A 13,846-nucleotide genomic window follows, 5' to 3' on the forward strand; every position below is an offset into this window, starting at 1 on the left:
ACTTCGAGGGGGCGTTTGCGTCGCTGGCTGGTGCGGGTTTGGACGTGGTGCTGAATTCGTTGACCGGTGAGTTCATCGATGCTTCGTTGCGCCTGCTGAAGCCCGGTGGGCACTTCCTGGAGATGGGCAAGACCGACGTCCGGGAGAGCCCGCCGGGCGTGCGGTACCGGGCGTTCGACCTGTCCGAGGCCGGCCCGGACCGGATGGGCGAAATGCTGGCGGAGCTGCTCCGGCTGTTCGCCAAGGACGCGATCCGGCCGTTGCCGGTCCGCGTCTGGGACGTCCGCCGGGCCCGCAGCGCGTTCCGCCACATGCAGCAGGCCAAGCACATCGGCAAGCTGGTGCTGACCATGCCGCCGGTCTGGGACCGGGCGGCGACCGTGCTGGTCACCGGTGGCACCGGTGGGCTGGCCGCGCACTTGGCGCGGCACCTGGTGGCCCAGGGGCAGCGGCATGTGCTGTTGGCAGGCCGGCGTGGTGCCGCGGCTGCGGGTGCGGCGGAGTTGCGGGCTGAGCTGGGTGAGGCGGTCTCGTTCGCCGCATGCGACGTCAGGGACTTCGAGGCCGTGCGCAAGCTGGTGTCGGATCTCCGGTTGACGGCTGTCGTTCATGCCGCGGGTGTTCTGGATGACGGGGTGCTGGAGTCGATGACCCCCGAGCGGCTGGACACCGTGTTCGCGCCCAAGGCTGACGCCGCGTGGAATCTGCACCGGGCGACCGAAGGCCGGCCGCTGGCCGCGTTCGTGCTCTACTCCTCGGTGGCCGGCGTGTTCGGGGCCGGCGGGCAGGGCAACTACGCGGCGGCCAACACCTTCCTGGACGCCTTGGCCGCCTATCGCCGGCAGCAGGGCCTGCCGGCGACCTCGATCGCCTGGGGCCCGTGGGCGGCCTCCAGCGGCATGACCAGCACGCTCGGCGAGGCCGACCGCCACCGCACCAAGGCAAGCGGCGTCGCCGAAATCGACGCGGGCCAAGGCACGGCCATGTTCGAGGCCGCCATCGGCACGGACGAGCCACTGATCGTCGCCACCGCGGCGAACCCGGCCGGGGCCGGAGCGCCGGCCGACGTGCCGCCGCTGCTGCGCAACCTGGTCCGCGCGGCCCGGCGGACGGCCGTCGGCGCGGCCGCCTCGCAGGCGGGCCTGGTGGAAAAGCTGACCGCACTGCCCGAGGACGAGCGGCTCACCCTGCTGCTCGACCTCGTGCGCGCCGAGGCCGCCGCGGTGCTGGCTCTGCCGACGCCCGGCGAGCTCAAAGCCGACCGCGAGTTCCAGGAACTCGGCGTCAACTCCCTGACCGCGGTCGAGCTGCGCAACCGGCTGACCGCCGCCACCGGGCTGCGGATGTCCGCGACGCTGGTGTTCGACTACGCCACGCCGCGGGCGCTGGCCGCGCACCTGCTGGCCGAACTGGTCGCCGGCGCCGGCCTCGACAGCGGGCCGTCGGTGCTGGCCGAGCTGGACCGGCTGGAAGCCGCGATGGCGGCCGGCGAACCGGACGAGCTGACCCGCACCGGCGTCACCGGCCGCCTGCGCGCGCTGCTGGCGCTGTGGGGGACGAGCGACCGCGGCACCGGAGCCGGCGGCGGGGTGGCCGAACTCATCGAATCCGCCAGCACCGACGACGTCTTCGCCTTCATCGACAACGAACTCGGCCGGCTGAAGAACCGCTGACCCACCGCACGCGCAGCAGAAAGGACGCCCGATGCCGGACGACAAGAAGCTCGTCGACTACCTCAAGTGGGTCACCGCGGATCTGCACGAGACCCGGCGGCGGCTGGAGGAAGCCGAAGCCGGCCGCCACGAGCCCGTCGCCATCGTCGGCCTGGCCTGCCGGTTCCCCGGCGGCATCGACAGCCCCGAGGACCTGTGGCGGCTGGTCGAGGCCGGGCAGGACGCGATCGGCCCGTTCCCGGAGGACCGCGGCTGGGACGTGGCCGCCCTGGCCGGCGAGGGCCGCGGCGCGAGCGCCACGCTGGAGGGCGGGTTCCTGCCCGACGTCGGTGGGTTCGACGCCGCGTTCTTCGGTGTCTCACCGCGCGAGGCCGTCGCCATGGACCCGCAGCAGCGGCTGCTGCTGGAGCTGTCGTGGGAAGCGTTCGAGCGAGCCGGGATCGACCCGCTGGCCCTGCGGGGCAGCCGGACCGGGGTGTTCGCCGGGACCGACGGCCAGGACTACGGCAACCTCGTGCTGCGCTCGGCCGAGGACGTGGACGGGCACGCCGGCACCGGCCTGGCCGCCAGCGCGCTGGCCGGCCGCGTCAACTACACCCTGGGCCTGGAAGGGCCGGCTGTCACCGTGGACACCGCCTGCTCTTCGGCACTGGTGGCGATGCACCTGGCCGCGCAGGCGCTCCGGTCCGGTGAGTGCACGCTGGCCTTGGCCGGTGGCGTCACCGTGATGTCCACCGCGCTGCGCTTCGCCGGCTTCACCCGGCAGGGCGCCTTGGCCGCCGACGGCCGCTGCAAGGCCTTCGCCGACGCCGCCGACGGCACCGGCTGGTCCGAAGGCATCGGCCTGCTGGTGTTGGAGAAACTGTCCGACGCCCGGCACAACGGGCACCACGTCCTGGCCGTGCTGCGCGGCTCCGCGGTCAACTCCGACGGCGCGTCCAACGGCTTCACGGCCCCCAACGGACCGTCCCAGCAGCGGGTCATCACGCAGGCGCTGGCCGGCGCCGGACTGTCCACATCGGACATCGACGTGGTCGAGGCGCACGGCACCGGCACCACCCTCGGCGACCCGATCGAGGCCCAGGCTCTGCTGGCCACCTACGGCCGGGACCGCGAAACGCCGGTGCTGCTGGGGTCGGTCAAGTCCAACCTGGGGCACACCCAGGCCGCCGCGGGCGCGGCCGGCGTGCTCAAGATGGTGCTGGCCATGCGCCACGGCATCGCGCCCAAGACCCTGAACGTGGACAAGCCGTCCTCGCACGTGGACTGGACCGCCGGGCGGGCCCGGATCCTCACCGAGGCGGTCGAGTGGCCGGACACCGGGCGGCCGCGCCGGGCCGGGGTGTCCTCCTTCGGCGTCAGCGGCACCAACGCCCACGTCATCCTGGAGCAGGCCGCCGAGCCGGCCGAGGCGCCGGCCACGCCGCTGCGGACCGCGGCGGCGCTGCCCTGGCCGGTGTCGGCCAAGTCCGAAGCCGCGCTGCGGGCCCAGGTCGAGCGGGTGCGGGAGTGCGCCGGCTCGCCGGTGGACATCGGCCGCTCCCTGACCGCCCGCTCCGCGCTGGACCACCGGGCCGTGCTGCTGGCCCGCCCGGGCACCACCGACCGGCCCGAGGTCGCCACCGGCGTGGCCGGGAACCCCGCCGTGGGCGTGGTGTTCTCCGGGCAGGGCGCGCAACGGCCGGGTATGGGCCGGGAGCTCGCCGCCGCTTTCCCGGTCTTCGCCGAAGCGCTGGCCGAGATCTGCGGCCTGCTCGACCCGCTGCTGCCCGGGTCGCTCAAGGACGTGCTCTGGGGCGGGGACCAGGCCGCGCTGAACGAGACCGGCTGGGCCCAGCCGGCGCTGTTCGCCGTCGAAGTCGCCCTGTTCCGGCTGTGGGAGTCCTGGGGCCTGAAACCGGCCGCGGTGGCCGGGCACAGCGTCGGCGAGATCGCCGCCGCGCACGTGGCCGGGGTGCTGTCCCTCGCCGACGCCGCCCGGATGGTGGCCGCCCGGGCCCACCTGATGCAGGCGCTGCCCGCCGGCGGTGCGATGGTGGCGTTGCCGGCCACCGAGGCCGAGGTCGCGCCGCTGCTCGCGCCCCACGGCGAGCAGGTGGCCATCGCGGCGCTGAACGCACCGGGCGCGGTGGTCGTCGCCGGGGCCGAGCCCGCCGTGGCCGCCGTGGCCGGGCAGGTCGAGCGGTGGGGCCGCCGGACCAAGCGGCTGCCGGTGTCCCACGCCTTCCACTCGCCCCTGATGGAGCCGATGCTCGCGCCGTTCCGGTCCGCGCTGGCCGGGATCGACTTGCGCGAGCCGTCCGTTCCGCTCGTCTCCACCCTGACCGGCCGCCCGGTGACCGGCGAGGTGTCCGACGTCGACTACTGGGTGCGCCACGTGCGCGAGCCGGTGCGCTTCGCCGACGGCGTCCTCGCCCTGCTCGACGCCGGGGTGGGCACGCTGCTGGAGATCGGCCCCGGCCACACCCTGACCTCGATGATGAGCCAGACCCTGGCCGACACCGGTCGCCCGGCCACCGTCGTGCCCGCGCTGCGCGAGGCCCCGGAGGAGGCCGCCGCGGTCACCGCGCTGGGCCAGGTCTGGGCGGCCGGCGCCGAAGTGGGCCTGGACCGGTGCTACGCCGACCTCGGCGGCCGCACCGTGCCGGTGCCGACCTACCCGTTCCAGCACCGGCGGTTCTGGCCCACGCCGTCCGCCCGCACCGGCGAGGCCACCGACTGGGGGCTGATCAGCGCCGGGCACCCGCTGCTGAGCGCGTCGGTCGGCCTGGCCGACGACCACGGCGTGCTGCTGACCGGCAGCGTCTCGACGGTCACCCACCCGTGGCTGGCCGACCACCAGGTCGGTGGCACCGTCCTGTTCCCCGGCACCGGTTTCCTCGAGCTGGCGGTCCGGGCCGCCGACCAGGTCGGCTGTGCGCGGGTCGAGGAGCTGACGCTGTCCGTGCCGCTGGTGCTCGGCCGCTCCGACACGGTGTCGCTGCAGGTCGTGGTAAGCCGCGCGGACACCGCCGGCCATCGGGACGTGCGGATCTACTCCCGCCCGGCCGGTGACGCGACCCGGGCGTGGACCGAGCACGCGAGCGGCGTGCTCGCGCCGGAACCCGTGCCCGCCGACCGGACGTCCACGCCGTGGCCGCCGGCTGGTGCCGAACCGGTCGACTTCACCGACTTCTACGCGCGGATGGCCGCCACCGGGCTGGTCTACGGCCCGGCCTTCCAGGGCCTGCGCTCGGTCTGGCGCGCCGGCGACGACCTCTACGCCGAGGTGGAGCTGCCCGGGGACACGGCCGCGGACGGGGGATTCGGGATCCACCCGGCCCTGCTGGACGCGGCGCTGCAGGCGAACGTGTCGCCGGAACGCAGCGGTGGCCGGCTGCCGTTCTCGTGGAACGGCGTGAGCCTGCACGCGAGCGGCGCACGGCAGCTGCGAGCGCACTGGCACCAGGACGGGGAGGCCGTGACCCTGGCCGCCACCGATGTGGCGGGCAACCCGGTGCTCTCGGTGCGCTCGCTCCGGCTGCGGTCCGCCACCGCGCCGGCGGCCACCGGCGCCCGGGACGGCCTGCTGCACCTCGGCTGGCCGGAGCAGCCGGTTCCGGCGGCCACCGGGCACCGCTGGTCGGTGCTCCGCCACGACGTCTTCGGCTTGGCCACCGCGCTCGGGGCGCCCACCGCGGACACCCCCGCCCTGCTGGCCGTCTCCCGGCCCGACTGGGCGGTGTTCCAGGTCGGCGGCGGCGGGGCGGCCGCGGTGCACGAGGTGACCGCGCAGGTGCTCGACGTCATCCAGGACTGGGTGGCGCGGCCGGAGCTGACCGGAACCCGGCTTGTCGTGGTCACCCGCGGTGCGGTCGCCGTGCCCGGCTCGACGCTCACCGACCTGGCCGCCTCGGCGGCCTGGGGGCTGGTGCGCACCGCGCAGTCCGAGCACCCGGACCGGTTCGTGCTGCTGGACATCGACGACCGTCCCGAGTCGCTCGCCGCGCTGCCCGGCCTGGGTGGCCTCCTCACGGACGAGCCGCAGGTGGCGGTGCGCGGCGGCGTGGCCAGGGTGGCCCGCCTGGCCCGGCTCGCCGAGGCGCCTTCGCTGGTGCCGCCGGCCGGACCGTGGGTGGTCGAACGGACCGACGGCGAGCTGCGCGCGGTGCCCGGCCCGGCCGAGGTGCCGACGGGCGAGCAGGAAGTCCGGCTGCGGCTCACCGCGGCCGCGCTGGGCCGGTCCGGCCCGGTCAAGGTCGCCGGCGTGGTGACCGAAGCCGGGACCGGTGTCTCCGGGGTGGCCGTCGGCGACCGGGTGACGACCACGGTGTCCGGCGAGGTAGGCACCGCACCGCTGGTGGTGGCCGCCTCGTCGCTGGCCCCGGTGGCGCCGGGCGTCACCGACGCCGGCGCTCTGCGCGTGGGCGCGCCGCTGTTCGACCTCCGGCAGGCACCGGCGGCCCTCGCCCAGCACGACTACGCCGTGTTCACCCTGCCGCCGGTTTGGGACCGGGAGGCGACCGTGCTGGTCACCGGCGGCACCGGTGGGCTGGCCGCGCATCTGGCGCGGCACTTGGTGGCGCAGGGGCAGCGGCATGTGCTGTTGGCAGGCCGGCGTGGTGCCGCGGCTGCGGGTGCGGCGGAGTTGCGGGCTGAGCTGGGTGAGGCGGTCTCGTTCGCCGCATGCGACGTCAGCGACTTCGAGGCCGTGCGCAAGCTGGTGTCGGATCTCCGGCTGACGGCTGTCGTTCATGCCGCGGGTGTTCTGGATGACGGGGTGCTGGAGTCGATGACCCCCGAGCGGCTGGACACCGTGTTCGCGCCCAAGGCTGACGCCGCGTGGAATCTGCACCGGGCGACCGAAGGCCGGCCGCTGGCCGCGTTCGTCCTCTACTCCTCGATCGCCGGGATCCTCGGTGGCAGCGGGCAAAGCAACTACGCGGCCGCCAACACCTTCCTGGACGCCCTGGCCGCCTATCGCCGGCAGCAGGGCCTGCCGGCGACCTCGATCGCCTGGGGCCCGTGGGCGGCCTCCAGCGGCATGACCAGCACGCTCAGCGCCACGGACCGCCGGCGGGCCGCGGCCGGCGCGGCCTCGATGATCGACCCCGAGCAGGGCATGACCCTGTTCGACGCGGCCGTCGCCACCATCGAGCCGCTGCTGGTCGCGCTGCCCGCCGGTACCGCCCGGGCTCAAGGCCCGGTGCCCTCGGTGCTGCGCACCCTGGTGCCGGCGCCGCGCCGGTCCGCGGCCGCCGCCGGTGCGGCCGCCGGGCCGAGCCTGATCGACCGGCTGCGCGGGCTCGAGCCGGGCGGCCGGGTGGCGCTGCTGTGCTCGGTGGTGGTCGAGCACGCGGCGCGCGCCCTCGGGCACACGGACGCGGCCGCGGTCGACGTCGACACCCAGTTCGTGGAGGCCGGCTTCGACTCGCTCATCGCCGTGCAGCTGCGCAACAGCCTGGCCGAGGCGGCCGGGCTGCGGCTACCGGCCACGGTGATCTTCGACAACCCGACCCCGGCCCGGCTGGCCGGCTGGCTCGCGGCCGAACTGACGGCCGGCGGCGCGTTCTCCGGCTCCGGCGGCGGGGCCGGCCTCGGCGGCGCGGCCGTGCACGACACGGTCGGGCACCTGTTCTTCGAGTCCCTGCGGGCCGGGAAACTGCAGGCCGGCATGGACATGCTGAAGGCGGTCGCCGCCGTCCGGCCCACCTTCGACGCACCGGCCGAGCTGGCGGAGCTGCCCTCGCCGCTCACCCTGTCCGAAGGCCCGGACGGGCCGCGGCTGATCTGCATCAGCTCCCCGGTCGTGGTCGGCGGCGTGCACCAGTACGCCCGGATCGCCGCGCAGTTCCAGGGTTCCCGGACCGTGCGGTCGCTGCCGCTGATCGGCTTCGACCGGAACGAGCCGTTGCCCGCCTCCGCGGCGGCCGCGGCCCGGGTGGTCGCGGAGAGCGTGCTGGAGGCCGCGGACGGCGAGCCGTTCGTGATCGTCGGCCACTCTTCCGGCGGCGTCCTCGCCCTCGCCGCGGCCGGCCTGCTGGAGAACACGTGGGGCATCCGCGCGGCCGGCGTCGTCATGCTGGACACGCTCAGCCTCCGCCACAGCGGCGACGACTCGACCGACTACATGGGCATGGCCGAGGACCTGATGACCACCATCCAGTCGGAGACCACCACGATCGAAGCGGCCCGGCTGACGGGCATGGCGTCCTGGCTGAACAAGCTGCCGGCCATGGCCGACTACCGGACGACGGTGCCGAAGATCCTGGTGCGCTGCGGCGAGGAAGGCAGCGAGGCGCCCCCGGAGCAGCGGGCACTGGTGGACGGCACCGACACGATCCGCACGGTGCAGTCCAACCACTTCGCCCTGTCCCAAGAGGACGCCCCGCTGACGGCCGCGATCATCGGCGAGTGGCTGGCGGAGCTGCCGTCGCTGGCTCCGGCGCCCTGAGGCCGTGGTGGACCGCGCGCCCCGGCTGCCGGCCGGGGCGCGCGGCTTTCCCCGGTGACGCGGCGGTTCCCGCTTCCGGGACAAGCCGGGTGACCATGTGAAAAGGGCCGCCACCGGAAGGTGACGGCCCTTGCGGACGGGGACTCACTGTGCCGATCGTTACTAATCCGACCACAGTCACGGCCGAATGGGTTCGTAGCAACGGTTACGTGCCGCGTGGGGGTCGGCCTACTTTTGGCCGGATTAGTACCAGGTGACGAGCAGTTCGTCGGTGAGGCCGCCGCCCAGCGGGGCGTCCGTGGTGGCCACCTCGGCCGCGGGGACCAAGGGGCGCAGGCCGGGCAGGCGGGTCAGCAGGCGGGTGAACAGCACCTGCATCAGGATCCGGGCCAGCGGGGCGCCCATGCACGCCCAGGCACCGTGCGCGAAGGTCAGGTGCCGGTTGGGAGCCCGGCCGACGTCGAACTCGGCCGGGCAGTCGAAGGCGTCGACGTCCATGTTGGCCCGGGCCAGGTCCAGCAGCACCAGCTCGTCCTCGCCGATGGTCACGCCGCCGATCTCGATGTCCTCGCGGGCGTAACGCGGCAGGCTGAGGCTGCCGGAGACCCGCAGCATCTCCTCGACGGCCCTGGGCACCAGGTCCGGATCGGCCGCCACCGCGTCGCGCTGCGCCGGGTCGTTGGCCAGCAACAGGAAACCGTAGTCGATCTGCTTGACCGTCGAGCCGATGCCGGCGAACAGCAACAGCATGGCGATCTCGCCGACCTGCTCGTCGGTCACATCGTTGCCGGTCACGAGGCGGGAAATGACGTCGTCCTCCGGTGCCGCCCGCTTGCGCGCGGCCAGGTCGCGCAGGTAGCCGAAGAACGCGGCTGTGCCGTCGCCCTGCTCGTCGGCCACGCCGCCCATCCGGGACACCAGGGCCGCACACTGCTCGCGTTCACCCACGGGCACGCCCAGCAGCTCGCAGATCACCAGCAGCGTCAGCGGGGCCGACAGACCGGCGTGCAGGTCGGCCGGTCGCGGCCGGGCGGCGAACGCCTCGACCAGTCCCGCGGTCAGCTCTTCCACCTTCGGCCGCAGGTGCAGCATGTGCCGGGCCGCGAAGTGCGGCTGCAGCACCTTGCGCAGGTCGTGGTGGAACTTGTCCCCGGCCCCGTGGTCGGCGGCGGTGGCCAGGTCATAGGTGGGGTTGCCGGCGTACTGCGGCTTGCGGCCCGGATCCGGGTGCGAGCGCCCGAGCCGGTCGTCGCGCAGCAGCCCCTTGATCTCGGCGTACCGGGACACCAGCCACGCGTGGTCCCCGGCCGGGGTGACGATCCGCCGGACCGGCGGACCGTCGTACGGTTCCCGCAGGTGCGGGCACAGCCGTCGCACGAAGGGCTCGTCGGACGCGAGCAACACCCGTTCCTCCGTCGTGGTCATCGTTCCTCCCTTTCGGCGAGCGCTATTCGACGGTGATCGTCGAGGATGGGCACACCAGCGCGGCTTCGCGCGCGGCGGCCGCGTCACCGCCGGCCGGTGCCGGCCGCAGCACCGTGACGATGCCGCTTTCGTTCTGGTCGAACACCTCCGGCGCGGTCAGCACGCACTGACCCGCGCCGATGCAGCGTCCGGGGTCGACGGTGATCTGCACGATCGTTCCTCTTCGGGTCGTGGGGCCGGGGTTCAGCGGCGCTGCGCGCAGTGCGAGCCGCACGGGCCGGGCGGGGGAGCACCGACGCCGTTCCAGCTGCTGTTGGCGAAGGCCACGCACCAGGCGGGGAAGCACGGTCCGGTCAGCTCGACCGCCTCCGGGTGCGAGCGGTCGACCTGGTGCCCCGAAAGCGCCGATCCCAATGCCGAAAACCAGCGGACCACCCGGGGCCGCTCGCCGGTCTCGCTCATCCTTGCCCTCCTCGTCCGGGCGTGCTCGAAGGCTGCCAGCGCACGGGCAGCGCGTGCAGGCCGAACAGCGTGCCGTCGTACTTGAACGGCAGCTCCTCCAGGGGAGCGTCGATCCGGAGCGTCGGCACCCGCTCGAACAGCGTCTTGTACACCGCGGCCATCTCGGCCCGGACCAGGTTCTGGCCCAGGCACTGGTGCACGCCGAAGCCGAACGCGACGTGGTTGCGGGCCGGGCGGTCCGGCTTGAACTCGTGCGGGCAGGCGAACGCGTTCGTGTCGTGGTTGGCCGCGGCGATCAGCGGGATCAGGCCCTCGCCCGCGCGGATCAGCCGGCCGCCTATCTCGACGTCCTCGACGGCGGTGCGCATGGCCACCAGGTCGGCCACGGAGTGGTAGCGGACCAGCTCCTCGACCACCCGCTCGTCCCCGATCCACCGGGGGTTGGCCAGCAGCGTCACCACGCCCAGCGAGATGTTGTTGGCCGTGGTCTCGTGCCCGGCGATCAGCAGCAGCATGACGACGCCGGACATCTCCTGGGGCGTGATGGCCCCGGTGGCGAGGATCCGGGTGATCAGGTCGTCGCCGGGCCACTTCTGCTTGATGCCGATCAGCCGGGTGATGTAGCGCAGCAGCTGCCGGACCGCATCCGCGCGCTCCTCCTCGGTGCTCCGCTGCAGGTTGACCAGGATCTTGGTCTTGGCCTCGAAGAAGGGCCGGTCGTCGCCGGGTACGCCCAGCATGGCCGAGATCACCAGTGAGGGCACCGCCAGCGCGAAGTCCTCGACCAGGTCGGCCCGGCCGTCCTTGGCCAGCAACGCCTCCACGCACTCGTCCACCGTGCGCTGGATCAGCGGCTGCCAGGCCCGGATCCGGCGGACCGAGAACTCCGGGATCAGCGCCTTGCGGAACCGGTCGTGCTCGGGCGGGTCGAGACCGACGAACCAGCCGGGGATCTCGTTCTGGGTCGGCACCCCACCGGTCCGGCCGACCTTGGGGAAGCCCTCGTTCTCCGGGTTCGCGCTGATCCGGCGGTCGGTCAGCACGGCCCGCACGTCCTCGTGCCGGGAAACCAGCCAGACCGGCTGGCCGGTGGCCAGCGTGGTGCGGACCAGGCCGGGCCGTTCGCGGTAACCGGCGTAGGCCGCGGGCGGGAAGGACTCGCCCGGTCGCCGCACCGGGAAGTCGACCATGGGGGTGTCGGTGCTCGTCATCGCACTTTCCGTTAGGCAGAGGGGGATCGGAGGGGTCAGGCGGCGTAGAACTGCCGCACCTTGCCGGTGATGAACTCCTGGTCGCTCGCGGTCAGCCCGACGTAGGTGGGCAGGTAGCAGCCGTCCGCGGCGAACCGGGAGGCGTTGAGCGCGGGCCAAGACGGGTCGAAGTAGCCGGGCTGGCGGCTCATCGGCTTGAAGAACAGCCGGGTCTCGATGCCCTCCGCGGCCAGGTGGTCCCGCAGCTCCTCGCGGCGCTCGGCCCGCACGTCGTACATCCACAGGACGTCCCGGGGCGGCATCAGCGTGATGCCGTCGATCCCGGCCAGGCCCTCGTCGTAGCGCCGTTCGATCTCCTTGCGCGCGGCCAGCAGCTCGTCCAGCCGCTCGGTCTGGGCCAGCGCCACCGCGGCCTGCATGTCGGTCATCCGGAAGTTGTAGGCCAGCTTCTTGTGCAGGAACGAGTGGTCGTCGGAGAAGGCCATGCCCCGCAGGTGCGCGATCTGACCGGCCAGCCGGGCGTCGTCGGTCAGGCAGATGCCGCCTTCGCCGGCGGTGATGATCTTGTTGGCGTAGAGCGAGAAACACGCGATGTCGCCGACCGGGCGGACCCCGTGCGCCTCGGCCGAGTCCTCCACCACGTACAGGTTGTACTCGTAGGCCAGCCGCATGATCGGGTCCATGTCGCAGCGGCGGCCGTAGATGTGCACCGGCATGAGCACCTTGGTGCGCGGGGTGATCTTCTCCTCGATCCGGGCGACGTCGAGGTTCAGGTCGTCCCCGCAGTCGACGAACACCGGCGTCGCCCCGGTGTAGGTGACCGCCCAGGCACTGGCGATCATGGTGAACTCCGGCACGATCACCTCGTCGCCCGGGCCGACGCCGAGCGCCCGCAGCGCCAGGGTGAGGGCGGTGGTGCCGGAGGAACAGGCGACGCCGTGCGCGACGCCGTTGTAGTCGGCGAAAGCACGCTCGAAGCGGCGCACGTGCGGTCCCTGCGAGGAGATCCAGCCGTCGCTGATCCCCTCGGTGACGTACTCGAGTTCCCGGCCGGTCAGGCTGGGCCGGGACACGGAATAGGTGTAGGCCACGGTCTTTTCGCTCCTCAGGCCAGCGCGGGCAGCTTCATCAGCAGATCGGCGGCGGTGCGCCGCCCGCCCGCGGCCTGCAGCAGCGCGGACATGTGGGCGGCCCGCTCGGTGAACGACGGCTCGGTCAGCACGCGGGTCAGCTTGTCCACGACGTCGTCCGGATCCACCGTGTGCGGCTGGTCCACCGTCAGGCCGGCACCCAGGCTCTCGGCCCGCACCGCCTGGTCGTAGCAGTCCACCCACAGCGGGCGGGAGACCAAGGGCTTCCCGAAGTAGAGGCCCTCGTGGTAGGCGTTCCCGCCGGCGTGGTTGAAGAACACCCGGACCTTGGGGTGGGCCAGCACGTCGAGCTGGGACGGCAGCCAGCCTTCGATCCGCAGGTTGGCCGGCAGCGTACCGGCCGGCGGCAGCAGGTGCTGCTGCTCCCTGGGCAGCTTCCACAGGAACTGGTGCGCGCTCATCCGCCGGGCCACCTCGACCAGCGCGGTCACCTGGTCCCGGGTCAGCCGGGTGATCGTGCCGAAACCCAGGTATACCACGGATTCCTGGGCGTCCAGCCAGTCGGTGATGCTGCGGTCGCCGGGTGCCTGCGGCAGGTCGGGAACGAGCGCGCCGACCAGTTTCACCTTCTCCGGCAAGTCGAAGGGGTAGTCCAGTTCGGCCACGGAGAAGCACAGCACCAGCTCGGCGTGGTCGATCCGGGCCATCGCCTTGGCGGCCTCCGGCGCGATGCCGAGCTGCTTGCGGATTTCGCCGCCCTGCTTGAGCACTTTGGACATCCGGGGATTGGCGAACATGAGGACGGTGCGCAGCTTGAACAGGCGGTTGGCCAGCTGCTGGGCCGCGCTCATCGGGTACGGCAGGCCCGAGCGCGGTACGGGGAAGTCGCGTGGTGTGTAGGACTTGCTGAACGGGATGTTCCCGGTCAGCACGTTGCTGGGCAGGAACGGCACGGTCGGCACGAACGGGATGCCCTTGGTGATGGCCAGGTTGATCGCGAACGTGCACATCACGTCGACCACCATCAGCGCGGGCCGCACCTGCTCCACCACGGCCTCGAGCCGGCGGTACTTGCCGACTTGCAGGCTGGGGTCGTAGGAGTGCTCGATCAGCGCCTTGGTGGCCTTGAACCGGGAGCGCTGGGTGACCGCCGCGTACACCTCGTCGTCCCAGGTGACCGCGGACAGCTCCGGTACCGGGTCGCCGAGCGAGGCGAACCGCACCTCGCTGCGGGCGGACAGGGCGGTGACCTCCGCCCGCCGGTGTTCGTCGGTGGCGAACCAGAGGTCTTCGGTGCCGCGGGCGGCCAGCTCGCCTGCCAGCACCAGCAGCGGGTTCAACAGCCCGCTCTCCGGTAGGCCGACGAAGAGAATGGGGCGCTGGGCGGTGTCCATGGGAACTGCCTTCCCTTGTCGCGGTCATCCGGCCGGCGGGGGAATCACCCGACGTCCCCGCGGCCGGACCTCGTGCTGCTGTGGCGGGTCAGCCCGAAGTGTGCGCCGGTACGCCCAGGGAAAACCCCAGCTCTGGCCGGAATACCGGCTGCTCGGC

7 protein-coding genes and 1 pseudogene are annotated in these 13,846 nt (G+C 73.2%); 2 read left to right on the forward strand and 6 right to left on the reverse strand.

Annotation, left to right across the window (positions count from 1 at the left end):
• Both A3CE_RS57195 and A3CE_RS53155 read left to right on the forward strand, forming a co-directional pair.
• A partial coding sequence (locus tag A3CE_RS57195; protein ID WP_043790576.1) for an SDR family NAD(P)-dependent oxidoreductase occupies positions 1-1,673 on the forward strand: 1,673 nt, incomplete at its 5' end.
• 31 nt (positions 1,674-1,704) lie between these two features.
• Positions 1,705-8,106: pseudogene (locus A3CE_RS53155) on the forward strand (type I polyketide synthase); the annotation flags it as partial.
• A 243-nt stretch (positions 8,107-8,349) separates the two neighbouring features.
• On the opposite strand, the gene A3CE_RS0100170 reads toward A3CE_RS53155, so the two are convergent.
• The 6 genes from A3CE_RS0100170 to A3CE_RS0100195 are packed head-to-tail and all read right to left on the reverse strand — an operon-like array spanning position 8,350 to position 13,689.
• Complete coding sequence (locus A3CE_RS0100170) at positions 8,350-9,531, reverse strand: cytochrome P450 (RefSeq protein WP_020638033.1); 1,182 nt, start codon at positions 9,529-9,531, stop codon at positions 8,350-8,352.
• 22 nt (positions 9,532-9,553) lie between these two features.
• The gene (locus A3CE_RS0100175; protein ID WP_020638034.1) at positions 9,554-9,742 is read right to left on the reverse strand and encodes a ferredoxin; all 189 of its coding nucleotides are present in this window, start codon (positions 9,740-9,742) and stop codon (positions 9,554-9,556) included.
• A gap of 32 nt (positions 9,743-9,774) precedes the next feature.
• Positions 9,775-9,993: a hypothetical protein gene (locus A3CE_RS0100180; RefSeq protein WP_020638035.1), complete on the reverse strand. Its 219-nt coding sequence runs from the start codon at positions 9,991-9,993 to the stop codon at positions 9,775-9,777.
• The gene (locus tag A3CE_RS0100185; protein WP_020638036.1) at positions 9,990-11,204 is read right to left on the reverse strand and encodes a cytochrome P450; all 1,215 of its coding nucleotides are present in this window, start codon (positions 11,202-11,204) and stop codon (positions 9,990-9,992) included. Before A3CE_RS0100185 ends, A3CE_RS0100180 begins: the two co-directional genes overlap by 4 nt.
• A gap of 35 nt (positions 11,205-11,239) precedes the next feature.
• The gene (locus A3CE_RS0100190; protein ID WP_020638037.1) at positions 11,240-12,295 is read right to left on the reverse strand and encodes a DegT/DnrJ/EryC1/StrS family aminotransferase; all 1,056 of its coding nucleotides are present in this window, start codon (positions 12,293-12,295) and stop codon (positions 11,240-11,242) included.
• A 14-nt stretch (positions 12,296-12,309) separates the two neighbouring features.
• A complete protein-coding gene (locus A3CE_RS0100195) occupies positions 12,310-13,689 on the reverse strand; it encodes a glycosyltransferase (RefSeq protein WP_020638038.1) in 1,380 nt (459 codons plus the stop codon).
• Positions 13,690-13,846: the final 157 nt, after the last annotated feature.

This window comes from Amycolatopsis balhimycina FH 1894 (assembly GCF_000384295.1).
Taxonomy (GTDB): domain Bacteria; phylum Actinomycetota; class Actinomycetes; order Mycobacteriales; family Pseudonocardiaceae; genus Amycolatopsis; species Amycolatopsis balhimycina.